The organism is Nitrosovibrio tenuis (assembly GCF_900109785.1).
In the GTDB taxonomy this organism is placed as follows: Bacteria; Pseudomonadota; Gammaproteobacteria; order Burkholderiales; family Nitrosomonadaceae; genus Nitrosospira; species Nitrosospira tenuis_A.
The window spans coordinates 336,288-361,626 of record NZ_FOBH01000003.1 but is presented as its reverse complement, the minus strand read 5'-3'; the positions used below and the strand labels follow the sequence as shown (position 1 = coordinate 361,626).

The window sequence follows — 25,339 nt, the reverse complement described above, 5'->3', positions numbered from 1 at the left end:
AGATGCACCTGAGTCTACGACGCCAAGAAGTGCAACGCAGTGGGCGCCCGATTTTACCCTAACCCCTCGTGGGACGAGGCTTTGCGGGCGGTCTGCTTTGTCAGGCTCCTGGCGAAGGGAATCGACCATTCGCTTCGTCGCCTTTCATGCATCCCCTCCCGCAAAGCCGCCGTCGCACCCGCGAGGATTTATTCAGAGGTTCCTTAATACTCATCCATGAATTTGCTCAAAGCTCTCGCTACGGTCAGCAGCATGACCCTGGTCTCCCGCATTCTCGGGTTTGTGCGTGACATGCTGGTCGCCCGCGTTTTTGGTGCAAGCATCGCGACCGACGCCTTTTTTGTCGCTTTTCGCATCCCCAACCTATTGCGCCGCCTGTTTGCCGAAGGTGCATTCTCGCAAGCGTTCGTGCCGATATTGGGCGAATATAAAAATCGACGTACTGAGGAGGAGACGCGCAGACTGATCGATCACATCACCGGGCTGATGGGCGTCGGGTTATTTATTATTACGCTCATCGGCATAATTGCCGCACCAGTCATTATCTATGTCAGCGCGCCCGGATTTTCAAGCAATCCGCAAAAGTTCGAGCTGACGGTTGAACTGTTGCGCATCACCTTTCCTTATATTCTGTTCATCTCACTGGTATCGCTGGCGGGAGGTATACTCAACACGCACGGCAAATTCAGCGTGCCTGCGTTAACCCCCGCGCTGCTGAATCTCTCATTCATCGGCTGCATCCTCTGGCTGGCGCCACTGATGAACCCGCCAGTCTTGGCGCTGGCCTGGGCGGTATTCATTGGTGGCGTGCTTCAGTTGGCTTTTCAGGTGCCCTTTCTGATGCGCATCAAATTAATGCCGCGGCCGCGCCTCAGATCGAAGGACTCAGGTGCATGGAGAGTCATCAAACAAATGGGCCCGGCGGTTTTTGGCGTATCGATTGGCCAGATCAGTTTACTGATCAATACTATTTTTGCTTCGTTTCTTGTTACCGGAAGCGTTTCGTGGCTCTACTACGCCGACCGGTTAATGGAATTTCCCGCAGGTCTGTTAGGTGCGGCGCTTGGGACAATATTACTGCCGTCATTATCCCGGCATTATGCCGACAACAGCACTGAAGAATATTCCCGCCTGCTCGACTGGGGTTTGCGTTTGACCGTGCTTCTTACGCTTCCCGCAGCGCTGGCATTGGCGCTGCTTGCCACTCCGCTTGTTGCCACGCTCTTTTTTCATGGCGAGTTTTCCATCCATGATGTATGGATGACGCGCAATGCCCTGATTGCTTATAGCCTGGGCCTGTTAGGACTGATTCTGGTTAAGGTGCTGGCACCCGGATTTTACGCACGGCAAAATATCAAAACCCCAGTAAAAATAGCGCTCATTACGCTTGTGGCCACGCAATTGATGAATCTCGCGTTTATTGTGCCATTGCGACATGCCGGGCTGGCGCTTGCGATCGGTCTGGGCGCGTGCCTTAACGCCGGAATGCTCTATTACAAATTGCGCAGCCATAAAATTTATCAACCTCAGCCAGGATGGGCAATTTTTATGGCAAAGATATTGATCGCGCTGGCGGGGATGGGAAGCGTGTTGTGGATCGCCTCGGGTAGCGATGCATCATGGCTGACAGATTCCACTTCTCAGCGCGTCCTTCGGCTGACAGAGATTGTGGCGATGGGCGCAACCGCTTATTTCATCATGCTGTGGCTGCTCGGTTTCCGCCTCAAGAATTTCTCACAGCGCGGTGCGCCGTGATCATCTAGAAATAGCCATAACAGAGGTAATCGATGTGATGTACTCAGATGGGCCTCGATTGCGTCCGATGACTTAATCTACAGCCTCGGCAAGGGTTAAAAATTATGGCTAACCTCTTTTTTAATTTTTATCCTTTTAAATTCGTTTTATTATTTCCAAACTCCAAAGAGCCTATCCCAAGCATTGCGAGCGTGCAGTAATTTCCTTTTCAAAAAAGAACGTTTGATGAGAAAGACTAAACACGAGGAAAAATCAGGTTCCGCGTTGCAAAAAAAAGTTCATTTTGAGCTTCGATAGCCATATAATGGCGGCGGTCAATTCCTGCTAACACGTTTATTCCAATAAACCATGACTCGCTCTGTCAGACTTTCCAGCTTATTAATATTACTTCTGGCATCTTTTCTCAACGGCTGCGCTACGACTAATAAAAATACCACAGCCAGTGATGCGAACACTAACGCAAGCCCTGTGGCGAGCTCAAGCACTGCAGCGGACTCAAATACTGCAGCCGGTACCAGCGCGTCCAATGGGAGTGCCTCATCCAACAACACCAACAATAATAAAAATGCGTCCGCTGATAATAGCGGCGCTGCTAATAATGGTGGAAAGAAAGGGGCGGAATCATACAACGGTCCCGTATTCAAAAATGGCGCTCCTCCGGCTAGCTACCCGGCTGTTAATAAAAAGGACCCATGGGAATCCATGAACCGCTCGGTATTTTCGTTTAATGAGACGCTTGATACCAATGTATTGAAACCGGTGGCAAAAGGCTACAAGTGGATAATGCCCGACCCCATCGAAACGGCCATCGGAAATGTTTTCTCCAATTTGAACGACATACCGGTCACGTTCAATAATATCCTGCAGCTCAAGTTCAACAATGCGCTGCGCAGCAGTGGGCGATTTCTAGTGAACACCACCGCCGGCTTGGGGGGGATGCTGGATATCGCCAGCGATATCGGCCTGGAAAAACAAAATGAAGATTTTGGTCAGACTTTGGGCTACTACGGGGTTTCATCCGGGCCATACCTCGTCCTCCCGGTTCTCGGCCCCAGTTCGACCCGCGATGCGGGTGGTCTCGTGTTTGACTTCGCCTCAGATCCCGTTGCGGTAGGCAGCTTTTTCGTAGCCCCCTTCATAGGTCCGGTCGTAGGATCAACCCGCTTTGCCGATACACGCGCCCGGTTGCTGGAAAACGATAAAACACTGAATGAAGCTGCGCTGGATAAATACGAATTCATGCGCGAAGCCTACCTCCAGCGACGCCGCAATTTGGTGTATGACGGTAACCCGCCGCCAAGCAAGGATGATCACGATACTGAGTGATCCATATCAATATTGAGAGCCTCAAGGCTCAATGCTTATCCCAAAGCTGAGCACTTATCTTGCGTATCCTCAAGATGAGTTTAAATTAAGACTCATTCTGTTCATGTAGTAGGGCGAAAAAAAACGGCAGAGCAACAATGCTCTGCCGTTTTTTTATTTTCAATTGAATCAGGACGTCGCCCGTAGCGCTGCGATACGAACATCCAGCGGCGGATGCGACATGAATAGATTCATGACGCTGCCTTGGCCTCCCGAGATACCGAATGCCGCCAGCCTTTCCGGCAACTGTGCGGGTTCATGCCATTGTTTCAGGCGTTCCAGCGCAGCAATCATCTTGTTTCGGCCAGCCAGCTGTGCTCCACCTGCGTCGGCGCGGAACTCGCGCTGCCGACTGAACCACATGACTATCATGCTCGCCAATATTCCCAACACCATTTGCGCCACCAGAGTCATGATCATGAAAGCGGGGCCGTGTTCCCGCTCGGTTTTGAACACAACCCGGTCCACCAGGTGACCGATCACTCTCGACAGGAAAATCACGAAAGTATTGACCACGCCTTGAATCAGCGCAAGTGTGACCATGTCGCCATTGGCGACGTGGCTGATTTCATGTGCCAGCACACCCTCAATTTCATCTTTGCTCATGTTGTGAAGCAATCCGGTGCTCACCGCGACCAGGGAGTCATCACGATTCATGCCGGTGGCAAAGGCATTCAGGTCGGGTGCGTCATAAATGGCAACTTCCGGCATGCCGATACCGACACGCTCGGCATGGCGCCGGACCGTTTCCACCAGCCAGCGCTCGGTCGGATCGGAAGGCTGTTCGATCACCACCGCTCCTGTCATATTTTTTGCGCTCCACTTGGACATGGCGAGCGAAATGAATGAGCCGCCAAAACCGATCACCGCTGCCATGATAAGGAGAGAGTTGAAATCTATGCCGCCTTGCTCATTCAGGATGCGATCTACCCCCAACAGCCGTAGCGTAATGCTCAGCATCAACAGGATAGCCAGGTTGGTAATTAAAAATAAAAGAATTCGTTTCATAGATCGGTTCCGTTCTTCCTTTCGTTTAAACACAGGGTATAAATAGGGTTGCTGGCTAGATTTTCAAGAACTAAGGCGCCTCATTTGATCAAAAAATCCGGACAAAGCCTATCCTGGCAAACTCCGTTGCTAGTAGTAATTACGCCTGGCTAGCAACACATAAACCGCCAGGCTGCCAAAAATGATAAAAAAAATTGCCGACCAATCGGGAAGCGTGAGGGAAATGAATTTCCAGGACACGTCGGCGCAATCTCCATTTGCTTCGAACATGCTGGGCCACCATCGAGCAAGCGGCAGGGCGTTCAGAAATTCTTCTTCCGGGCTGATACCGCATTCGAACGCCTCGGGATAGCGAACCAGCCAGGCTTGACGTAATGCAACTATTGCGCCCAAGCAAGCGAAAGCTGCCATCAATCCGCCGTATATCCGGCGTGCCGCCGGGGAGGAGTGAAAAAATCCTAATAGTGCAGTTAAACCCATGAGCCAGTATGCGATTCGTTGTACGACACAGAGCGGGCAAGGCAAGAGGTCTTTTACCAACTGTAGATAAAGCGCGTAACTTATCAGGCAAACACAGCCCAGAAATATCAATAAGAAACTTGCCCTGATTCCCAGCGTCATCACTAACCCGATTGTTTTATTCCATTCGGCTGATCCGATGCCAGCTGTTTATTGTTTGTTCTGGTTTTCCGCATCCCGCCCGCCACCATCCTGTATTCCAGTAAGCGGCATTCCAACGCGCCGTTAAAGAGCGGAATACGGCGTGCTGGAGTCAGGCGTATATATTTTGGCAGAAGCGAATCAGCGGTCACAATATATGCGTTCCAGCCGCTGAATTTTTTCTTGAGCACATCCCCAAGCTTCGGATAAAAGTCGTTGAGGCCTTGTCGCTCGCCTACGCGTACTCCATAGGGGGGATTGGTAACAATAAAACCGGTAGGTGCGGGCGCAGAAATTTCCAGTACGTTTGCCTGCTTCAGCATAACGATGTCGGAAAAACCCGCGGCTGATATGTTTTCGCGGGCAGCGGCCAAGGCGTCGCCGTATAGGTCGCTGCCGAATATCGGTTGGCGTATTTTCGGCTTTTGTTGCATCAAAGCGGCTTCCTTAAGCTGATCCCAATGTCCTTTATCGAAATTGCGCAGCTTTTCAAAAGCAAAGTTCCGTCCCAGTCCCGGAGCGATATTCAGTGCGATTTGCACGGCTTCGAGCAAAAACGTGCCGCTGCCGCACATTGGATCGAGGAGCGGAATGCCCGGTTGCCAGCCTGCCAGGGATAAAATTCCGGCAGCAAGGTTTTCTCGTATTGGAGCTTCTCCCGCAACTTTCCTGAGGCCGCGTTTGAATAACGGATCGCCGGATGTGTCCAGGTATAAGGTAAATTTCCGCGCATCGAAAAAACCGTGAATACGTATATCAGGCCGCACGGTATTTACGCTGGGGCGGTCTCCCGCGGTTTCGCGGAATTTATCGCAGATGGCATCCTTGATCTTGAGAGTGACGAAATCAAGGCTGCGCAGCGGACATTTGATGGCGGCGACGTTGACCCGAATAGTGAGTGACGAGTTAAACCATTCATTCCACGGCGATGCGTGAGCGACATCATAGACATCGGTTTCATTCGCATAAGGTCCGCTTGCTACCCGCCACAGAATGCGACTGGCAATACGACTTTGCAGATTTGCGCGGTAACAGGTGCGCCAATCGCCCTGAAACTGCACTCCTCCGGCATATTCCTGCACAAACGAAGCGCCGAGGTGCACCAGCTCGGCAACAAGCGCGGATTCCAGCCCGCGCGGACACGGAGCGAAAAAGAAAAGGGTCACAATGAAATCGACATAATCGCAATGGCCATGCCCGGCGGCTGGCTATTTTTCGACCCAGGCCCCGTAGGCGAGCATGGCCCATGCGCTCAGGAATGCGACGCCGCCGAGCGGCGTGATGGCCCCGAGCCCGCGCATGCCGGTCAGGCTGAGTGCATAAAGACTGACGGAAAAGAGAACAATCCCCGCAAGCATCAGCCAGCCAGACAATCTCATGGGTTTCGATGCGGGATAATGCAGCAGCATGAGGCCGACCGCGACCAGGCCCAAGGCATGGTAAAAGTGGTACTGTACACCCGTCTGATATACGACAAGCATTTCAGCGGAAAGCCTCTGTTTCAAGCCATGTGCGCCAAATGCGCCGAGAACGACGCAGAGAAATGCGTTAACAGCACCGAGCGTGAGAAAGATTCTTGACATTGAAAAAATATTTTCCTGATGAAGAGAACTTGGGAGTTGGCGTCCGACCGACGCTCCATGAACTCCGGATTATTATCCTGATCTGATTTGCATAGGCAAAAACTGCAAGCCCGTGCTCCAAGCCCGCCTGGAACGATAGGATAAGCGAAATCGGCGGGGACGATGGATAGTTTTGCGCTCTTCCAATTCCGGTGTACCTCGGAATGGGCCTTACGGGATGCGAGGGAGCGCTATTCAGAGTTTCCCTGATCACCTGTCCATTACTTCCGCCCCTTACTCCTGCCCTTACTCCTGCCCATTACTCTTCCCCTTTCTCCTCCCGTTCTCCTCCCCTTTCTCCACTATGCTTGCCTTGCTCCATCCTTTGGCAAATGTGACGTGGATCGTATCACCCGGGACAATCTGTGCACTGTTTCTCAGCACCGTGCCATCGGCGGTATAAGCGATACTATACCCGCGCCCCAGCACTGACTCCGGGTTAAGATGGGCCAGATTGGCCTGCTGGCGTTGCAAGCCCATCCGACGCGATTCGAGTTGGGCATCGATTGCCCGGCGAAAACGTAAACGGAGGTCATGCTGGCGCTCAACCATGCGATCAATATCGGGTCGTAAAACGGTCAGGCGCTGGTTAAGCTCACGCAAATGCCAGTGCCTGCTCTCGGATTCCCGTCGCCATGATCGAGCAAGGCGCTCGCGCAAACGCTGGAGCCGGGCAAACTTGTCATCAATTTGCTTGCCAGGATGGATCAGACGGCACCCCAGCATATCGCTGTATTGCATGCGGCTTTCGATACCGCGCCGCATCTCTCGCCGCAGATGTCCCCGCGCGAGCTCAACACGATGCGATAATTCCTCGCGAGCCGGGCAGACAAGCTGGGACGCGCCCGTAGGTGTGGGCGCGCGGATGTCGGCAACAAAATCAGAGATGGTAAAATCGGTCTCATGGCCTACGCCGCTAACAATGGGAATGGAGCACTCGGCGATTGCGTAGGCCACAACCTCCTCATTGAATGCCCATAAATCTTCAATACTTCCTCCGCCGCGGCATAGAATCAGTACGTCGCACTCGGCACGGTTCGCCGCCCGTCGAATAGCCTCCGCTAATTTTATGCCGGCACCGGCGCCCTGCACGGGGGCGGGATACACAATGACCGGTATGGAAGGCATGCGCCGCTTGAGCGTGGACAACACGTCATGCAATGCGGCAGCGGCAGGAGACGTGATGATACCGATCTGCTTTGGAAAAACCGGCAACGGTTTTTTACGGCCAAGGTCAAACAACCCTTCTTTTCGTAACCTTGCCTTGAGTTGTTCGAAAGCTTCGAACAGCGACCCGCGGCCGGAACGGCGGATGGTCTCGACGCTCAGTTGAAAATCTCCACGCGCCTGGTACAAGGTGACCAGCGCGCGCACTTCCACCCGCATGCCATCTCTTGGTTCCCAGTCCAGGTATTGATTTTTATCGCGGAACATGACGCACCGTACTTGAGAACTTTCGTCCTTGAGCGAAAAATACCAGTGACCGGAGCCATAACGCTTGATATTCGAAATTTCCCCACTGACCCACAACAATGGGAAGGCCTGCTCGAGCAAGTCCTTGGCACTGCGGTTTAAATCGCTTACGCTTAAAACCTCGCGAGCGATCTCCATTTCCATGATTAGATTCATTTTGACATTCTACAATAATCCACATCGGCTATCAAAATTGCATAATTACACGGAAAAGGCTCGTGTGAATTTGAAATAATCTAGCAATACCTTGTTTTATAACATTTATTTTAAAGACTAAAATTAGTCTGATCAGAAAAAACTGTTATTAAAGGGTAACTTATCCACTCTATCTCCAAATTTTCCACAAACTTATCCACAGCAATTGTGGACAAAAAATCATGAGCAATTGTTGCTGAAATTCCATCAGCAAGCTACATTACGGCTCTGATTATGATCGCCTGTTGAGGAGATTGTGGCGTGTTCGCCCTGATTCAAGCTGCCGGCTGGCCGATCTGGCCCATTATCCTCGCTTCCGTAGTCGCTGTAGCCATCATTGGTGAACGGATATGGGCGTTGCGCCTTAATGTAGTTACCCCAAGAGATCTGCTGCCGAAAGTGCTGCACGAATACCGGAAAAACGGCGTCAGCGAGGATATGCTTGCGCGCCTCCAAAAGCATTCTCCACTGGGCCAGATTTTCGCCGCCGGTTTGAGAAACGACAAGAGCACGCGCGAAATCATGAAAGAGTCGATCGAGGAAGCTGGCCGTGCCGTCGCTCACAACCTTGAACGCTATCTCACTACGCTGGGAACGATTGCCTCGTTGAGCCCCCTGATGGGCCTCTTTGGAACCCTGGTCGGAATGATCGAAATTTTCGGCACAAATTCGCCCGGTAATAGCAACCCGGCACAGCTTGCTCACGGTATTTCGGTGGCACTTTACAATGCCGCGTTTGGTATCCTGGTAGCCATCCCAAGCATGATTTTTTATCGTTATTTTCGTGCCAAGGTGGACTCACTGGTTGTGGAAATGGAATTACAAGCATTGAAATTAGTGGAAATAGTGCATGGCGAACGGCAGGATTGATTTTCAGCAATTAGAAATTATCGAGAACGCATAACTTCTATTCAAAGCATAGCGAATCATCCATGAACTTCCAGCGCGGTAGGCAAAAAGAAGATCCGGAAATCAATCTGGTACCGATGATCGACGTATTGCTGGTCATTCTCATTTTCCTCATGATTACTACCACGTACTCAAAATTTTCCGAACTGGAAATCAACCTGCCGCAAGCAGCATCCGACCAACCCCCTGAACGTAACAACGTTATCGATGTTGGGATTACTGCGACCGGCAATTACGTGATCAATAACACTTCTATTAAATTGTCGAGCAGCCAGGCGCTCAGCAATGCCCTCCGTACAGCGGCGGGTGACCGGCCCGATCCCATAATTGTGATACACGCGGATGCCCAGGCCACGCATCAGTCCGTTATAGCGGTTATGGAGGCCGCACGGCTGGCTGGTTACCACCATATCACCTTTAGTACGGAAAACCCCAAATAGGCGCCGAATCATTATAGGAAGTAATGCCGGCCGGGTTCAAGCAAGCTATCAACATCGGAGTAAGACTCTTTATGGACGCAAAACTGCTCGACATTCTGGTGTGCCCGCTATGCAAGGGGCCATTGCTATATAAAAAAAACGAGAATGAACTGATCTGCAAGGCAGATCGCCTGGCTTTTCCCATTAAGGACGGCATCCCCGTGATGCTGGAGGATGAGGCACGAAAATTTCCTCCCGAGGTGGAAATTAAGTGAACCGCTGAATGGATTGGACCGGTACTTCCTCAACAAAACAGGAAAATAGATGAAGAGTGAAACAGATGAAGAGTGCAGGTAGCGCCGCAATACTGGGTGCGCTTGTCGCTGATTCAGCCGGGCTTGGCTTGCATTGGCTTTACGATCCGGCACGTATCGCGGAAATTGGAAAATCCAAAGGATTGGTATTTTTACAGCCCGAGGCGGCCCACTATGCCGGGACGAAAGGGTATTTCGCGCACAAGACAAAGAAGCCTGGTGATTCATCCGCATATGGTGAGGTCTGCCTGCTTATGCTCGAGCATCTGGCCAGGCACGGCAATTTCAACCGTATACAATATCAAACGGAATATCGTGCCTACTTTGGACCGGGCGGCGAATTTGTCGGGTATATCGATTCGCCTACCCGGCTGACGTTGCAGAAACTGTTACCGCTTGATCCAGGCGATTTCCCTGCCCGATCAGGAGCCAATGACGACCAGCACCCCGCGCTGGCAGCGCTTCCGGCACTGGTTGCAACGCATGCCGGAACTCTGGAGGAGTTGCTGGGTCGGGTCGAGGAAGTGGTATGTGTGACGAATAATAATGATCTGGCGGTTACCGCTGCACAGTGTTCAGCGGCGGTTCTATTTCAGTTGCTGCAGGGCCTGCCTGTTGCCCAAGCCCTGGCGGATGCCCTGCCCTATGCCGGAAAAATCCTTAAACCGCTGCTCGAGGGGGCACTTGTCTTACCCGCCCTCGATAGCGTGGCCGCCTCCGAGCGCTTTGGCAGGGCATGCCACGTCGCGGAAGGCCTGCCGGTAATCTTTCATATCGCGCAACACGCAACGGATTACGTCATTGCGATCGAGGCCAACATTCGCGCCGGAGGAGACAGTTGCGGCCGTTCCATCATGCTCGGCGCCATCGTTGCAGCGCATATGGCACAGCGCAATGACGCAGCCTTTCCCGTTCCGTTGCCTTGGCTGGCGCGATACAAAAAGCTGTCCTCTGCAGCCGACGCATGCGCCGCACTTCGCTAAGAAACTCTATCAAAAAACTCTATCAAGAGGCTCGGCGTACTCATAGTGAAGCGGTGCTGTTTTTACTATACAACAGCCGTGAAACCCGTTGAAACCCTTGGGATGCGCCCAAGGGTGGCGATCGGATCTTTCCGGCTAAACGCCCTGTTCCCCGCGATGGCGGGGTATGGGTTGATGGCGTTTATCGATTACTAGATCGGCCACAGTGAGTTCGCCTCCGCCGATCATTTCTTCTTCATATAGAACATAAATTCCCCAGCCGTTTCTGACGAGGATAGCAGTTCATTGCCCGTCTGATCAGCAAAAACCTGAAAATCAATCACGGAACCGGGATCCGTGGCCACTATTTTCAGCACTTGGCCGGTAGCCATATCGACCAGAGATTTTTTAGTGCGCAAGATAGGCAAGGGACAGTTCAGGCCACGCACATCCAGTTCCTTGTCGCAATTCATGGATTTCTCCTCAATTCCCTATGAAAATACTGTTCGTGATGAAAATGAAACACGGAGGCGCAAGCTAAAGATGAGTCAGGGAACCCCTGAACAAGTCCTCCGCGGAGCGCGTTGCTGGTAAAATCCGGATGATCACAAGCGCAATGCAGGTCATAGCTTGAAGCGCAACGCAGTGTATATCCAAAACATCCCCAGAGGGGCTCCGCAAAACGGAGATCAGGCAGCGTCGGGGATGCGGCGATTACGCTTATGGATTGTTGGGCGACTGCCTCCCGCTGTGGGTCGCGCGCCCCTGGGAAGGCACTGCTCGGCCCTGTGCGGTCGCATCCCACGCGTCGTTGCCTTTCGCGCCTACCCTCCGGCAGAGCCGCATCGCATGCGCGGGACTTATTTAGAGTTCCTTATAGAGTACTTGATCAAAATCGGGCAAGACCACGAAATAATACCATTGTGTCGTTTTGGTTGAGAATGAATCAACGTTTTTACATTACGGTTTCGTCATTATGCCTGTCAATTTGATACCCCCACTACCGGAACAATTGCTGCCAGTAAAAGGCGTAGCCTTGGGTATTGCTGAAGCCGGAATCAAGAAGCCCGGCCGCAAGGATTTGCTTGTGATGGTATTGGATGAATCCGCAAAAGTTGCCGGCGTGTTTACCCAAAACCATTTCTGCGCCGCCCCGGTAACAGTTGCCAAGGAACATCTTGCCAACCAGAATCCTGGCAACCCGATCCATGCATTGGTCATCAATACAGGCAACGCCAACGCCGGCACGGGTGAAGATGGGCTCGCGCATACGCACGCCACTTGTGCGGCGCTGGCACGCTTGCTCGGTTGCAGCAATCGGCAAATCCTGCCATTTTCCACCGGCGTTATCATGGAACCGCTGCCGGTGGAAAAAATCATCGCCGGTTTACCCCTCGCGATAGCCAACCTCAAAGTGGACAATTGGTTTACTGCCTCTCAGGCAATCATGACAACTGATCTCGTGCCCAAGGCAGTATCCAAGCAGATTTCGCTCGATGGCGCCACAATAACCATTACCGGGATCGCCAAGGGCTCTGGGATGATTCGCCCAAACATGGCAACAATGTTGAGTTACATTGCAACCGATGCCAATTTGAGCCAACCGCTTCTCGAAGAAATCGTGCGGCACGCAACAGACAATTCGTTCAATCGTATTACCGTGGACGGAGATACTTCCACTAACGACGCGTTCGTTTTGATCAGCACCGGCCGCGCCGGGAATTCATCTATATCCGACAAAACCAGCGCAGCATTCAATACCCTGAAAACGGCGATAACGGATGTTGCGACACAGCTCGCGCAAGCAATAGTGCGTGACGGCGAAGGCGCGACCAAATTCATTACCGTCAGGGTCGAGGGCGGCAAAACATCGGATGAGTGTACTAAAACAGCCTATGCCATTGCCCACTCGCCCCTGGTTAAGACCGCTTTCTTTGCATCTGATCCGAATCTGGGCCGGATACTGGCGGCAATCGGCTACGCCGGCCTGGATGGGCTTGATGTAAACAAGCTACGACTGTACCTCGACGATGTGCTGGTTGCTGAGAATGGCGGCAGGGCCCGAGGCTACCGGGAACAGGACGGTCAACAAGTGATGAAGCAGTCTGAAATCACCATCCGGGTCGTACTTCAGCGGGGACAGGCGTCGGCCACAATCTGGACATGCGATTTATCCCACGATTATGTGACGATCAACGCAAGCTATCGGAGTTAGCAACATAGGGAACAGGTTGCGCGCATCCTCGTCATACGCGCAACCAGCCGAATTTGACGCATAAATCTTGTAATCTCCGACGCTTCCGTCGCGGTAGGGATAGCCCAACCTGGGCGCAACCATTTATTGCGTAAGAAAGTATTTACTCGCCCATGGGTTTCATGTGCGGCAGCTCGCGGTCACCCGCCCGTTCTCCGTAATCGTTATAGCGCCCGCCGTAGCCCGACCGATCGCCTGAGTCCGAGCGCTCTCCATATCCCGACCGGTCACCGGCCCGATGCCCATGGCGATGGCCGTGCATCTTTCTCATTTTTGCTGCCTCATCCTTATCTATATATCCGTCTTTATTGGTGTCCATCTTGTCGAACATGACTTCGCAATGGCGGGCGTGCTCGTCCCTGCTCACCCGGCCATCCTTGTCGGTATCCGCCATGGACATTCCACATCGGCCCTCGCCCGATTTGTCGTAACCCCTCTTTTCACCATATTCATCGCTCTTCCCGCCATAGTCATCCTTCTTTTCATACGCTTGCGCCACCATGTAACCTTTATCAAGGGATTGCACAGCAAACGGGGTGTCCCCCGCCGACACAACGGATGCGGTACCGAGCGTAGCGGCAAAGGCAGAACCCAGGGCGAGAGACATAAGTGACTTTTTACTAGGCATATTGTTCATGATTTATCTCCTCAATGTTGTGCTTGGTTTTAACAAGTGTCTGGAATGCACTCGCTTGCCGATGCAGTAACTCATCCAGCAATTGATTTTTATCTTGTGTTAGCAATCGCGCGAGCAATCCATTACGATATGAACTCCGGTATCCGCCGCCAGGTATACGCTTGACGTACCGGACTCATCATCACCTCTTTTAGCTGAACGGTTCAGTGCGTTAGCACACATAATTGGTCATGGGCCCGCGTGTAACGATCGGGATCATCTTCGGGATCATCTTTTACCTTCTCAGTGATAGCAGTTGCAAGGTTATATATTCATGAACGATTGGGACAAGTTATACAGGCGGGCTGAAGGTCTGCTTTCCCGTCTGGAAGCGCTATTGCCGGCTCAGCAATCCAATAGCGGATGGGATACCGCCGTGGCATTTCGCTGGCGAAAATACGGCCGCGGGACAGGCTTCATACAACCTGTAGCACACCCTCATCACATTACCCTCGACGCCCTGCGGGGAGTAGATGCGCAAAAAAAACTCATAGATCAAAATACGCATCAGTTCGTGCGGGGCTGTCCCGCCAATAACGTCCTGCTGACGGGGGCGCGCGGCACGGGCAAGTCATCGCTGGTCAAAGCAATGCTGACCAAATATGCGGCGTCAGGATTGCGCCTGATCGAGGTGGAAAAACACCATCTCACCGATCTGCACGATATCGTTGAGCAAATCTACCGACGCCCCGAGCGCTTCATTCTTTACTGCGACGATTTATCTTTTGAATCCGGCGAGCCTGGTTACAAGGCGCTGAAGGTCGTACTGGATGGTTCGGTCGCCACGGCCTCGGAGAACGTTTTGGTCTATGCCACTTCCAATCGCCGCCACCTGATGCCCGAATCCATGCAGGACAATCGGGAGACCAGGCATATCGGGGAAGAGATTCATCCAGGCGAAGCAGTCGAAGAAAAAATCTCGTTATCGGAACGATTCGGTCTATGGGTGTCTTTCTACCCCTTCGATCAGGACCAATATCTTGACGCTGTGGGCCAATGGCTCACTTATTATGGCATGGGGGAAATGACCCCGCCGGTACGCGAAGCGGCGCTGCGATGGGCGCTGGGACGCAGTTCCCGAAGTGGACGGGTAGCGTGGCAATTTGTCCGCGACTGGGCAGGAAAAGAGGAAACGCGGCAAATCTGATTGCCGATTTCGACACGCCATGCCATTGCATTCTCCCATTGTTGAAGTCGCTGTCGCGATCATTAACCGCGCTGATGGCGCCTTTCTTCTGGCAAGCCGGCCTGAAGGAAAACCGTATGCAGGGTATTGGGAATTTCCTGGAGGAAAGGTAAAGCCAGGCGAACCCCTGTTGCATGCGCTCGGACGTGAATTATTGGAGGAATTGGGCATTACCGTTGTACAGGCCTATCGCTGGATTACGCGCACTTTTAGTTATCCCCACGCCACTGTACGCCTCTGCTTTTTTCGCGTGATCAAATGGCACGGCGAACCTCGGCCAATGGAAAGCCAGGAACTGTCATGGCAATTCTGGAACAACGTTGAAGTTGAACCGGTGCTTCCCGCAAACGCACCGGTATTGCGCGCGCTCGGATTGCCCACGCAATATGCGATCACCAATGCCGGGGAAACAGGACTGAAAGGCGCGCTGACCCAGGTCGAACGCGCGCTGCAAGGGGGGATACGGCTGCTGCAGGTACGAGAGAAAGAAATGGATCGAAAAGCACTGCGCGACTTCACTCGTAAAATAGTTACCCTCGCGCATCATCATGGCGCCAAGGTATTGGTAAATGGCGATGGCGATACGGGCGGCGTTCAGTCATGCTCTAACTTTTGCCAAGAGACCGGCGCGGACGGAATACATCTTCCTTCCTCAGAGTTGATGAATCTTGCGACACGGCCGGACACCGACTGGTGTGGCGCATCGTGTCATAACGCGGAGGAGCTCTTTCGAGCCGAGCAGTTGAATATGGATTTTGCGGTGCTTGGGCCCGTATTGCCGACGTTGAGCCATCCTGGATCTTCGACACTGGGGTGGCGGAAATTCGATACGCTCATCCGTAACTGTTCCATCCCGGTATTTGCGCTGGGTGGTTTGCGGCCTGAAGATTTAAGCACCACTTGGGAACATGGCGGCCATGGAATCGCCATGATGCGGGGCATCCGCGCCTGATGCCCAGGGAATAACCTGGTCGTTAATCAACGCCTTACCATTCGTCTTTCTTTGTGTCTTTCTTTTTATCTTTCCTTTCGTCCTTCTTGTCGTCTTCGTGCGGCTCATCTTCCTGCTTTTCGTTTTCAGGGATGCGATAGGACTCTGCCGCCCACTGTCCCAGGTCGATCAGCTTACAGCGCTCCGAACAAAACGGACGGAAGCGATTGCCGGTCTCCCAGACAACAACCTTGCCACACTGGGGACAATTGACAATGGTTTTCTTCATATTCCGTGAACCCCGGTTCAATTAGACTCTGACATACCTCAGCCTGTCGTCATCATCAGTGCTCAGCCAACTTCCTACACCCCCCAAAATGCGCTAACCGCCATGGAAGAGCGCCATGGAAGAGCGGCGATAATGCAAACCCGGATCAGAAAATTATATGCTTAAAAAACAAAAAGACTACCTGGCAATAGTCGCTTCCGTTAATGGTCAAGCTGGAAACGACTCTCTGCCGCGACAGACAGAGTAATTCGAATATTTGTTTTGGTCCGTTTGATTCACGAGTTGAGTTATAGCGATTTTTACCGTCCAATCAATAAGTTTTAACATGGGATGTTTATTTTCCAATACTTACTATGTTAAAATGGTTAAGTTTTTTTAAGCCCCAATCTCGGGAATCCGAAGCGAAAAACGGAACTGCAAAATATGGCAGATATTGATAAAAAACAGGAAATGAACGGGAGAAGACGCTTCCTCGTTGCCGCGACTTCTATCGCGGGTGGGATTGCGGGCGCAGCGGTCGCCACACCTTTCGTACTGAGCATGATGCCCAGTGAGCGTGCGAAAGCGGCAGGGGCTCCAGTCGAGGTTGACATAAGCAAGATCGAGCCGGGGATGCTGCTTTTGGTGGAATGGCGCGGCAAGGTGGTGTGGGTGCTGGACCGCACCCCCGAAATGCTGGCTAATCTCAAGAAACTTGATAGCCAGGTGGCCGACCCGAAATCGGAAAAACCTCAGCAGCCTCCTTATTGCAAAAATGATACACGCTCGATCAAACCAGCGATTCTCGTGGTCGAAGGCGTTTGTACTCACCTGGGATGTTCTCCGGTATATCGTAAGGATATTGCTCCAGCGGATCTCGGTGCTGACTGGCTGGGCGGCTTTTTCTGCCCCTGCCACGGCTCCAAGTTCGACCTCGCGGGTCGTGTTTACAAAAGCGTTCCCGCTCCGACCAACCTGGTCGTTCCGGCCCATATGTATTTAAGTGACACCCAACTGTTGATTGGATCCGATAAGGAGTCCGCATAAATGGGCAAGCGACTCGAGTCAATGATGGAATGGATAGATGCGCGTTTTCCCCTGACTTCCACCTGGAAGGCTCATCTTTCCGAGTATTACGCGCCGAAAAACTTCAATTTCTGGTATTACTTCGGCTCGCTCGCCATGCTCGTGCTGGTGAATCAGCTTCTTACCGGAATTTTTCTCACCATGAATTACAAGCCGGACGCCAGCATGGCATTCGCATCGGTCGAGTACATCATGCGGGATGTGGACTTCGGCTGGCTGATCCGCTACATGCACTCCACGGGCGCGTCCATGTTTTTCGTAGTGGTCTACCTGCACATGTTTCGCGGGATGATGTATGGCTCTTATCGCAAGCCACGCGAGCTTCTCTGGCTGATCGGCATGGGCATTTTCTTCGTCCTGATGATGCTGGCGTTTACCGGATACATTCTGCCGTGGGGGCAGATGTCCTATTGGGGCGCTCAGGTGATCATCAGTATGGTCGGCGCGATCCCAGTGATCGGGCAAACCCTTTCGAACTGGATCTTGGGCGACTTCATGTTGTCGGATGCCGCGCTCAACCGGTTTTTTGCCTATCATGTCGTGACCCTGCCCGTGTTGCTGGTGACTCTGGTATTCGTCCATATCATCGCGTTGCATGAAGTCGGCTCAAACAACCCGGACGGTATCGAAATCAAGGCCAACAAGGATCCCATAACGCATATTCCGGTGGATGGCATTCCCTTCCACCCGTATTACAGCGTGAAGGATATTGTCGGTGTGGTGGGGTTTTTGATCGTATTCTGCGGCATCATATTTTTTATGCCTGAGATGGGCGGTTATTTCCTAGAGTACAATAATTTCATTCCCGCCAATACGTTGCAGACCCCCGATCATATCGCGCCCGTCTGGTATTTCACCCCCTACTATTCGATGCTGAGGGCGGTCACGGTCAACTTTCTCTGGGTGGATGCAAAAATCTGGGGCATCGTGCTGATGGGTGGCTCGGTCGCTATCTTTGCCCTCCTGCCGTGGCTGGATCGAAGCCCCGTGAAATCCATTCGCTACAAGGGTCCCTATTTCAAGATCGCCCTCACGCTCTTTGTCATAAGCGTTTTTGTGCTGGGATGGCTCGGGACGAAATCGCCCACACCTCTGTATACGTTGCTCGCGCAGATATTCACGGTCATCTACTTCGCCTTTTTCGTTCTTATGCCGTGGTACAGCAAGATAGATAAAACCAAGCCTGAACCGAAAAGAGTGACGGGATGAAAAAAATAAAATATATTTTGTTTGTTTTGTGCCTGGTTCCGCTTGCCGCGTTGGCCAGCGGATCTGAAGTAAAGCTCGACCATGCACCCCTTCGTCCAGACGACAAGCTTTCTCTACAACGCGGCGCGCATACTTTTGTCAACTATTGTCTGTCGTGCCATAGTGCTGAATTCATGCGCTACAACCGGTTAAGGGATTTAGGCCTTAGCGAAAATCAAATCAGCGATAATCTCATATTTACCGGACAGAAAGTCGGTGAACTCATGACGGTCGCCATGAAAAAGAAAGAGGCCAAGCAATGGTTCGGCGTGGCGCCGCCTGATCTATCCGTGATTGCCCGCTCTCGTGGTCCGGATTGGCTATATACCTATCTTCGCAAATTCTATCGGGATGAATCCACCGCAACCGGCTGGAACAATGTGGTATTTGACAAAGCTGCGATGCCGCATGTGCTCTACCAGTTGCAGGGTGAGCAATCGCTTGTGACAAAAACGGTGGACGATGGCCATGGTGGCAAGCATGAGGTCAGCGAATTGAAACTGGACAAGCCCGGGACACTTTCAAAAACAGAATATGATGCGTATGTTGCCGATCTGGTAAATTATTTGGTTTATTTAGGTGAACCTGCGGCTACAAAACGTGTCCAGATTGGAATCGTTGTGATGCTCTTCCTATTTGTTATGTTGGGATTGGCCTATGCTCTGAAACATGAATACTGGAGGGACATCCATTGATTAAAAGCAACCCTCATCGTTCAAAAGTATTTGCTCCAAATATGCCGGGAAGTAATCCATTATGATGACGCTGTACTCAGCCACTACCTGTCCGTTCAGCCATCGCTGCCGCATTGTGCTGTACGAGAAGGGTATGGATTTTCAGATTATTGATGTGGATCTGCACAATAAACCGGAAGATCTGGCGGTCATGACTCCTTATAGCCGGGTCCCGGTCCTGGTCGAACGCGATCTTATTTTGTACGAATCCAATATCATCAATGAATATATTGATGATCGTTTTCCACATCCGCAATTAATGCCGGCAGATCCGGTGATGCGCGCGCGCGCGCGGTTATTTCTCCATCGCTTTGAGCAAGAGCTTTTCTGTCATATTGATGCAGTTGGGCACAGTAACCCGAAAACCGCGGATAAGGCGCGGGCCACGATCCGCGATAATTTGACTGTGATTGCGCCCGTGTTTGCCAAACAGAAATATATGCTGGGCGAGGAATTTTCCATGCTCGACGTATCAATAGCGCCACTGCTGTGGCGGCTGGATCATTACGGCATTCAACTACCCAAACAGGCGGCGCCGCTGCTGAAGTTTGCCGAACGGTTATTCAGCAGGCCCGCGTTCATCGATGCATTGACGGCTTCCGAGAAAGCGATGCGCAAATGAAAGAACTTTCCACCAAACCATATCTGATTCGCGCTATTTATGATTGGTGTTCCGATAGCGGTTATACCCCCTACTTATCCGTTAAAGTAGACGACCAGACTCGGGTCCCGGATGAGTTTGTGAAAAACGGCGAGATCATACTTAACATCAGTGACGACGCGGCGCATCATCTTACGCTGGGCAATGATGTGATTCAGTTTTCGGCGCGGTTTAATGGCGTTTCGCGGGAAATTTCAGTCCCCGTTAACGCGGTCCAGGGAATATTTGCCAAGGAAATCTCGCAGGGCATCCTTTTCCCACCCGAAGGTAATGCCAATACAGCCGTGGCTGAAGCCGGTACAGAAGATTCCCCCAAGCGGCAATCTTCGTCGCAGGGCTCGCAACGCTCTCAAAGTGGCGACAAACGACGCTTTCAGATCGTCAAATAGTCCCACGGTTGTCCTTCTCAACAACCACAAGGTTTACTCCCGCGCTTCCTCATCTCTATAATGTATCAACGCCGGCATAGCTCAGTTGGTAGAGCAGCTGATTTGTAATCAGAAGGTCCCGAGTTCGAATCTTGGTGTCGGCACCCAAAAAAACAATGACTTATGCGTATAAAAGCATAAGTCATTTATTTATGTAGACATAGTGTAGACATAAAATAGGGATAAATAAGGCCCCGATTCACATTCTGTCCCGTTATACATTTACTAGTGTTTGGCAAACTCCATTGTGGGCCGCCCATAATAAGATTAATTTTCTGTGCGCCACTGATTTTTATGACCATTCCATTCATAGTATTTACTCCTAAATCCATTCATGGCGGCAACGTATTGAGATAGAATCAAGGTGACATCGCTTGCCTGTGGAATATCATCTTCATCAATAAGATCGAGAAATTCTATTGACTCTTCATCTTCTAGTATCAATCTCATCTTGTGAAGTAAGCGATTTACGATAGTTATTTTGTTCTTGTTTACTGCCGCGTCGGGCTTCTTTTTGGATAATTCTTTAAATTCTTGGTACATCGAATCTAATAACGGCATTGTTGTGTCGTAAGTTTTTACTTTCTGCGTTGTAGTTACAAGCGGATTATTTTTCATATCTAGCCAATCAGTTTTTTAGGTTGAGTTGTTTTTATATAAACAAGACCACTCTCATCTACACCATCGCCTTCATTACCCTTGACGCTCCAACACCATGAGTGGTGCTTCCAACTGACGTTATCGGCCTTCAATTTTTCGAAACACTTTAAATATTGTGAAACAATAAATATCACATCACTATTTTGTGGAATGTCGTCTTCCTCAAAGCTCGAAAAGTCGTCAAACGGACGATATTTATTTGAGAGAAAATCATTGCTGTCGGTAATGAGCTGATTGATAAATTTGAGCTTAAACTTATTTACTGCATCGTTTGGCGCTTTTTTGGAGAGCAATGAAATTTCTTCATACACGCCCGCTAACTGTCCAGAAAGTCTCTCAAAACTATCTACATCACTTTTGTTCATGTCTTCCCTTTCATGATGGGCAAGCTCTCTTAAATTGAACATATTTTTTCTTTAGAACTTCAATTGGAGCCCTTTGTTTGCTCTCATAAACTTCCACCATTAACTTGAGATCGTCATCAGTTAGCGCAATAATGCATTTGCGCTGCGATGACCAGAGATCAACAGTGTTCTCGAACATTGGCTTAGACAGTGGATTCCTGGTCAGAAATACACCAAATCTACCAATCGCATCGTGAAGATATCGATTTAGCTGGTTAATATGTTCTCTCTCTATTGATCTAACGTTTTTCATTTCGATTATCAGCTGGCGGTTTCCATAATCGGTAAAAATATCATTTAAAAAGTCTAGGTCTCTGTTGTTGTAAAAAATGAGGTCCCTAATATGTCGGCCCGAATCTGTGCGACTTTGTGTTTGCGCAAAATCTAGATGGGGATAGAGTAGCGATGCTAAAAGCTCCGAGGATAGATTCTCATATCTCCAGTCTGCACCGTCTTCTTTTCCTGTATTTAATTTCAGGATTTCACTTAGCTTCCTGCTAGCGGAGAGAACCGGTATTTGGCTGAACAGAGGATCATTTTTGCAATCTCTAGACGTTTTATCTTTATACTTAATGTACTCCTCAACTACGCCATAATTTTCCCTATTGTAGTTAAGAACCTTAACCCTACTTTCTTCTAGCTCCTCTGGATTAAATATCTCGTCTTTTGGGCAATACGAACGAAAATAATCATCAAAATTTATCCATGGCGTATAACGCAGCCATCGTTTTGGTGTAAATAGTATTGGACTTTTGGTTTGAGGATTTACAGGAAGATAAGCTTTTTGATTTATGTCTAGCCGGTGTTCTTTGTAATTATAGATTCCGTCAAGAATAACGCTTTCGATGGGGATTCCATGTATTTCACACTGCTCGATTGTGTAATCAATCAAGAAGGATTTGATATAGTTGCATGCAATATCACTAACACGGTCTTTACTAATGCCCGAAATATATAATTGAACCGCTTCGAAATGCGTGAAGCCGAATTGGCTATACTCGGGAATATCACGAAACAAACTCAATACCTGTTGCGCTTGCTTCTCTCCAATTTTTTTCCCCTTTCTAGTTTTCGCGACGCCAAGCCCTACTTCTGAGCATTCAGAAATGCCAATCAAGATATTTACAGCGTCAGTTTCTCGCTTCTTTTTGAGTAAGTAATTAAGATAGTTAAAGGAGTTGGTAATAGCGGTATGCAGCGCTTGATCTTGTTGAGAAGGCGACTTCCACAACAAGAAGGGGTCAACATATAAAGGAATATCTTCATCGAAAAACTGGATCGCAAAATCCAGATCCGCCTGACATTTGCTAATTCCGTGATAGTCAGTAATTCTTGGTCTAATTAATTGCATATATGCCAACTAATTATTGGAGATCTAACTTGACAGGACCGTGCTATGTTCGAACTCCGCTGAAGTCAGTGGCAGTCAGAATCTGCCATGTGTGGGAGAAAATCGAACTACAATATATTATTAATAGGCTAGGCTTGCGCTAATTCTTCAACTTTATCTTTAGCCACGCTGTCATAAAATCTTTTCGTAAGCTCCGAATGCAAGAGATCATCATTTAATAACTTCATGAATAAATCCTGAGAAGCCTTCGTTCTTAGATCTAACCTCGTTCCCTCAGCATTGACCTTAAACTTTCCTTTTAGCAAAGGATGGCTGCTAGCAAAACCAACAATATCTTCGAGGGGAATAATTCCTAGAACAGGAGAATTTTTGGCGGCTTTTAAGAGTTTTTTTGCGAAATTGATATTACTAAGTCTATTAGTTAAGACAGTGATGTCGTCTATTAAATTAGACGCATTGATAATATCTATTCCAGCCCGAGCACCGTTCATTATAGCCTCGTGAAACCCACAAACTCTTTCTAGGAATTTCAAATTAAATACGTAATAATGGTTATTAATATATAAGAGTTCAAATGTTGGATTAATCTTTAACACGTCTTCATCTAACTTTTCAAATCTATTCTGATTCTTCATTCTTATCAAATTAAATGCTTTTTTATTCAGCAAATAAATTGGATATTGATGCTTATAAATTACAAGTTGTTTTTCATGGTTACCAATTACTATAAGAATTCCTTCTAAGTCAGAAAGACTATCCCTATCAAAATTAAATTCGGGAAAGTTATTTGAGTCTTTAACCTGCTGCAAACAACTAAGCTTTTCGGGTATTTCAGCTAAATCGTATTTATAAATCACATCAGTTCTAGAATCCGCTTCAGAAATATTTATAAGCGCTAATTCTTCATTTAGGATGGATTTTCCTATCGAATCTTTGCACTGCTCTAAAATTTGAATTTGTGAAATTTTATCTAGATCAGCCTCTTTTATTTGATAATCCTCTGAAACCTTTAACACAAAATAGACCTCTGCTGATACCCCACGTAAATTAAGAATTTCGGTAATATCTTCTTTTAATTTATTCATTCTCTTACTTTCCCGGCAAAAGAAACTTTTTCGTCAAGCTCTTTGTAGTTAACTAAGTCATTCATCGATAATTTATCCTTAGATATCAGAATCAGGTTCTCGACATTATTGGTTCTTGTATGCATATCGACTTTATAGATTTGATATCCGAGCATCGCAAGCGTTGGATTTGCGTAAAACTTGTCTGTTTTGACGTAAATAACCCCAATAACAACCAACAGCAAGCCCAAAGCTAGCACATATCTTGTGCTGCTTAAGTTAAAGCAAATCAGAGGGATTATATAAGTAGTTAAAAAAGTAAGATGTTCGTAGTTTACGTCCTGAATTTTTGTAATTCTTGCAGGGATTCTTTGACTACCCGAAATCCTATATTCAAATCGTAAGTAAAAGAAAAGCCCAGCGGTGACAAAGGCGAAAGCGACAATCGGGATAATATTTTTTCTAATTACATCTTCAAGATTAAGAAACTCCCAGTCTGGCTCCAGATAAATCGGAATATCTATGGTTATGACAATAATTAAGAAAAATAAGAACCATAATGAAACTATATATAGCTCGATTTTCCCCCCCAAACCGCCCTTATGCATATTGATTCCCGCTTCTTGTTGTATATATATAGGTTTGCGTGTGACGTTCCAATTGTTGGGTTTATCACATAGCGGCTGAAACAAAGAGGCGTACCAATTTCCCCTCCTTAAGTAATCCTTTTGCCAATACCCTTAGTGGTGACGCAGCAGCTAAACTGGACGCATAAGCGTTATTTTGAGTTTGAACAGTCGGATCCATTATTGTTATTGGTATGCGCCTATCAGGGGGCGCGAATTGGTCCACATAGGCTTTGCCGGTAAAACGTTCGAGGTCGAGCTCGGTAATTAAAACCGAAAACACAAGCATTTCCGTAATTTCATCCTTTGGGGACAATTCTGACGCTGCCTTATCGGCTTGATCGAAGGTGGTGGACTTTCCTCCAGCGCTAACGGTGAGAGTTCTGCAAGATAAACCAATGGGCTCGAATGCCTGTCGGGCGTTGCGTCGTTGGTCAATGACAAGTCGATCCACAGTGTCAAGTAAGCGCGACATTGTTGGCTGATCTCGTGAGGCAAGGCGCTCAATTGCTTTATCGAGCGAATCCTTGAGGTGAAGAATTTCATCTTTTTTTCGGGATGCGGTCGCTAATACCAACGGGATAATTGTAGCGACTAGCATGCCAAATGAGCCGGAAAGAATTTGATGTTGTAGAACAAAGTTCCAAACGACATCAATCGAGTAACAATTTGCTCGGGCTTCTTGCGCGGCTACCCGCACAACTTGGGAACGAAGGTATTTGGAATAACGGTGCGTAATAGCAAAAGTGCCTGCATGGGAAGAAATGCGCGCAAAGCCCTGCAGGGAAACGCCAAGTGAAAACAAGTCCAGCTCATGCTTTTCGGCATCCTTACCGTCGTATCGCAGAGACATTACTTGGTTAATATCAGCCATAAAAAATCTGCAATTTACGTTTTGAGAGCTCATTGACCCGTAGCAACGAGACCGCATGCACCGCCCGTTAGCGCAACATCTTACAGCTTCCAATACCAGTCACATATTGGACTTAGGTACACCTGCCAAACAATAGGGGTATTGCGTAGCTTGGGTATCTTAATCTGAGGAATCCACTTAATCTGAGGAATCCGCTAAAACAGTCG

The 25,339-nt window shown here is 49.4% G+C and carries 28 protein-coding genes, 1 tRNA gene and 1 pseudogene; 15 read left to right on the top strand and 15 right to left on the bottom strand.

Features of this window, described 5'->3' with window-relative positions; translation table 11 throughout:
• Positions 1 to 216 precede the first annotated feature (216 nt).
• Positions 217 to 1,755, top strand: a complete 1,539-nt coding sequence (gene murJ, locus BMX00_RS06420) for a murein biosynthesis integral membrane protein MurJ (protein ID WP_090828160.1) — start codon at positions 217 to 219, stop codon at positions 1,753 to 1,755.
• Positions 1,756 to 2,069: 314 nt separating this feature from the next.
• On the opposite strand, the gene BMX00_RS14860 is transcribed toward murJ, so the two are convergent.
• Complete coding sequence (locus BMX00_RS14860) at positions 2,070 to 2,399, bottom strand: hypothetical protein (protein ID WP_245727820.1); 330 nt, start codon at positions 2,397 to 2,399, stop codon at positions 2,070 to 2,072.
• A gap of 52 nt (positions 2,400 to 2,451) precedes the next feature.
• On the opposite strand from BMX00_RS14860, the pseudogene BMX00_RS14855 reads away from it, so the two are divergent.
• Positions 2,452 to 3,081 (top strand): annotated as a pseudogene (locus BMX00_RS14855) (MlaA family lipoprotein); the annotation flags it as partial.
• A 168-nt stretch (positions 3,082 to 3,249) separates the two neighbouring features.
• Here the strand turns inward: BMX00_RS14855 and htpX are convergent.
• From htpX to xseA, 5 genes are all read right to left on the bottom strand, one after another.
• Positions 3,250 to 4,128: a protease HtpX gene (htpX, locus tag BMX00_RS06410; RefSeq protein WP_090828158.1), complete on the bottom strand. Its 879-nt coding sequence runs from the start codon at positions 4,126 to 4,128 to the stop codon at positions 3,250 to 3,252.
• Between the two features lie 129 nt (positions 4,129 to 4,257).
• Entirely contained in the window at positions 4,258 to 4,749 is a 492-nt protein-coding gene (locus tag BMX00_RS06405; protein ID WP_090828157.1) for a disulfide bond formation protein B, read from the bottom strand.
• Between the two features lie 2 nt (positions 4,750 to 4,751).
• Positions 4,752 to 5,954 carry a THUMP domain-containing class I SAM-dependent RNA methyltransferase gene (locus tag BMX00_RS06400; RefSeq protein ID WP_090828156.1) on the bottom strand — a complete coding sequence of 401 codons (1,203 nt, stop codon included), beginning with the start codon at positions 5,952 to 5,954 and terminating at the stop codon, positions 4,752 to 4,754.
• A gap of 42 nt (positions 5,955 to 5,996) precedes the next feature.
• Positions 5,997 to 6,371, bottom strand: a complete 375-nt coding sequence (locus BMX00_RS06395) for a DUF423 domain-containing protein (protein ID WP_090828155.1) — start codon at positions 6,369 to 6,371, stop codon at positions 5,997 to 5,999.
• Between the two features lie 285 nt (positions 6,372 to 6,656).
• On the bottom strand, positions 6,657 to 8,039 hold the full coding sequence (xseA, locus tag BMX00_RS06390; RefSeq protein ID WP_177171785.1) for an exodeoxyribonuclease VII large subunit: 1,383 nt from the start codon (positions 8,037 to 8,039) through the stop codon (positions 6,657 to 6,659).
• 300 nt (positions 8,040 to 8,339) lie between these two features.
• On the opposite strand from xseA, the gene BMX00_RS06385 reads away from it, so the two are divergent.
• The 4 genes from BMX00_RS06385 (at position 8,340) to BMX00_RS06370 (ending at position 10,703) form a co-directional block, all read left to right on the top strand.
• A complete protein-coding gene (locus tag BMX00_RS06385) occupies positions 8,340 to 8,948 on the top strand; it encodes a MotA/TolQ/ExbB proton channel family protein (RefSeq protein WP_090828154.1) in 609 nt (202 codons plus the stop codon).
• Positions 8,949 to 9,010: 62 nt separating this feature from the next.
• A complete protein-coding gene (locus BMX00_RS06380) occupies positions 9,011 to 9,427 on the top strand; it encodes an ExbD/TolR family protein (protein ID WP_090828153.1) in 417 nt (138 codons plus the stop codon).
• A gap of 71 nt (positions 9,428 to 9,498) precedes the next feature.
• Positions 9,499 to 9,681, top strand: coding sequence for a Trm112 family protein (locus tag BMX00_RS06375; protein WP_090828240.1), 183 nt, complete (start codon positions 9,499 to 9,501; stop codon positions 9,679 to 9,681).
• Between the two features lie 65 nt (positions 9,682 to 9,746).
• On the top strand, positions 9,747 to 10,703 hold the full coding sequence (locus BMX00_RS06370) for an ADP-ribosylglycohydrolase family protein (protein WP_090828152.1): 957 nt from the start codon (positions 9,747 to 9,749) through the stop codon (positions 10,701 to 10,703).
• A gap of 224 nt (positions 10,704 to 10,927) precedes the next feature.
• On the opposite strand, the gene BMX00_RS06365 is transcribed toward BMX00_RS06370, so the two are convergent.
• Positions 10,928 to 11,155, bottom strand: a complete 228-nt coding sequence (locus BMX00_RS06365; protein WP_090828151.1) for a sulfurtransferase TusA family protein — start codon at positions 11,153 to 11,155, stop codon at positions 10,928 to 10,930.
• A gap of 503 nt (positions 11,156 to 11,658) precedes the next feature.
• Between BMX00_RS06365 and argJ the strand changes: the two genes are divergently transcribed.
• Positions 11,659 to 12,897 (top strand): bifunctional glutamate N-acetyltransferase/amino-acid acetyltransferase ArgJ, encoded by a 1,239-nt coding sequence (gene argJ / locus BMX00_RS06360; RefSeq protein ID WP_090828150.1) that lies wholly within the window; start codon positions 11,659 to 11,661, stop codon positions 12,895 to 12,897.
• Between the two features lie 142 nt (positions 12,898 to 13,039).
• On the opposite strand, the gene BMX00_RS06355 is transcribed toward argJ, so the two are convergent.
• A complete protein-coding gene (locus BMX00_RS06355) occupies positions 13,040 to 13,573 on the bottom strand; it encodes an EF-hand domain-containing protein (RefSeq protein ID WP_245727809.1) in 534 nt (177 codons plus the stop codon).
• 313 nt (positions 13,574 to 13,886) lie between these two features.
• Here BMX00_RS06355 and BMX00_RS06350 point away from each other — a divergent pair, with 313 nt between their 5' ends.
• The gene (locus BMX00_RS06350; RefSeq protein ID WP_090828238.1) at positions 13,887 to 14,759 is read left to right on the top strand and encodes an ATP-binding protein; all 873 of its coding nucleotides are present in this window, start codon (positions 13,887 to 13,889) and stop codon (positions 14,757 to 14,759) included.
• 19 nt (positions 14,760 to 14,778) lie between these two features.
• Entirely contained in the window at positions 14,779 to 15,750 is a 972-nt protein-coding gene (locus BMX00_RS06345) for a Nudix family hydrolase (protein WP_090828149.1), read from the top strand.
• A 34-nt stretch (positions 15,751 to 15,784) separates the two neighbouring features.
• On the opposite strand, the gene yacG is transcribed toward BMX00_RS06345, so the two are convergent.
• On the bottom strand, positions 15,785 to 16,018 hold the full coding sequence (gene yacG, locus BMX00_RS06340; protein WP_090828148.1) for a DNA gyrase inhibitor YacG: 234 nt from the start codon (positions 16,016 to 16,018) through the stop codon (positions 15,785 to 15,787).
• A 423-nt stretch (positions 16,019 to 16,441) separates the two neighbouring features.
• On the opposite strand from yacG, the gene petA reads away from it, so the two are divergent.
• The 6 genes from petA to BMX00_RS06310 all read left to right on the top strand — a co-directional run bounded on the left by petA (position 16,442) and on the right by BMX00_RS06310 (position 20,258).
• A complete protein-coding gene (gene petA, locus BMX00_RS06335) occupies positions 16,442 to 17,044 on the top strand; it encodes a ubiquinol-cytochrome c reductase iron-sulfur subunit (RefSeq protein ID WP_090828147.1) in 603 nt (200 codons plus the stop codon).
• Positions 17,045 to 18,292, top strand: coding sequence for a cytochrome b (locus BMX00_RS06330; RefSeq protein ID WP_090828146.1), 1,248 nt, complete (start codon positions 17,045 to 17,047; stop codon positions 18,290 to 18,292).
• A complete protein-coding gene (locus BMX00_RS06325; RefSeq protein ID WP_090828145.1) occupies positions 18,289 to 19,026 on the top strand; it encodes a cytochrome c1 in 738 nt (245 codons plus the stop codon). Before BMX00_RS06330 ends, BMX00_RS06325 begins: the two co-directional genes overlap by 4 nt.
• A gap of 61 nt (positions 19,027 to 19,087) precedes the next feature.
• Positions 19,088 to 19,687, top strand: a complete 600-nt coding sequence (locus tag BMX00_RS06320) for a glutathione S-transferase N-terminal domain-containing protein (RefSeq protein ID WP_090828144.1) — start codon at positions 19,088 to 19,090, stop codon at positions 19,685 to 19,687.
• Positions 19,684 to 20,115, top strand: coding sequence for a ClpXP protease specificity-enhancing factor (locus BMX00_RS06315; RefSeq protein WP_090828143.1), 432 nt, complete (start codon positions 19,684 to 19,686; stop codon positions 20,113 to 20,115). The genes BMX00_RS06320 and BMX00_RS06315 overlap by 4 nt, the downstream gene beginning before the upstream one ends.
• A gap of 70 nt (positions 20,116 to 20,185) precedes the next feature.
• Positions 20,186 to 20,258 (top strand) — tRNA-Thr (locus BMX00_RS06310).
• 163 nt (positions 20,259 to 20,421) lie between these two features.
• Here the strand turns inward: BMX00_RS06310 and BMX00_RS06305 are convergent.
• The 6 genes from BMX00_RS06305 to BMX00_RS06280 form a co-directional block, all read right to left on the bottom strand.
• The gene (locus BMX00_RS06305) at positions 20,422 to 20,772 is read right to left on the bottom strand and encodes a hypothetical protein (RefSeq protein WP_090828142.1); all 351 of its coding nucleotides are present in this window, start codon (positions 20,770 to 20,772) and stop codon (positions 20,422 to 20,424) included.
• Positions 20,773 to 20,774: 2 nt separating this feature from the next.
• Positions 20,775 to 21,179, bottom strand: coding sequence for a hypothetical protein (locus tag BMX00_RS06300; RefSeq protein ID WP_090828141.1), 405 nt, complete (start codon positions 21,177 to 21,179; stop codon positions 20,775 to 20,777).
• Positions 21,180 to 21,189: 10 nt separating this feature from the next.
• On the bottom strand, positions 21,190 to 22,569 hold the full coding sequence (locus BMX00_RS06295) for a hypothetical protein (RefSeq protein WP_090828140.1): 1,380 nt from the start codon (positions 22,567 to 22,569) through the stop codon (positions 21,190 to 21,192).
• Positions 22,570 to 22,697: 128 nt separating this feature from the next.
• A complete protein-coding gene (gene kwaB, locus BMX00_RS06290; protein WP_090828139.1) occupies positions 22,698 to 23,654 on the bottom strand; it encodes an anti-phage protein KwaB in 957 nt (318 codons plus the stop codon).
• Positions 23,651 to 24,241, bottom strand: coding sequence for an anti-phage protein KwaA (gene kwaA, locus BMX00_RS06285; RefSeq protein WP_090828138.1), 591 nt, complete (start codon positions 24,239 to 24,241; stop codon positions 23,651 to 23,653). Before kwaA ends, kwaB begins: the two co-directional genes overlap by 4 nt.
• A 64-nt stretch (positions 24,242 to 24,305) precedes the next feature.
• Positions 24,306 to 25,133 carry a DUF7946 domain-containing protein gene (locus BMX00_RS06280; protein ID WP_090828137.1) on the bottom strand — a complete coding sequence of 276 codons (828 nt, stop codon included), beginning with the start codon at positions 25,131 to 25,133 and terminating at the stop codon, positions 24,306 to 24,308.
• Positions 25,134 to 25,339 lie beyond the last annotated feature (206 nt).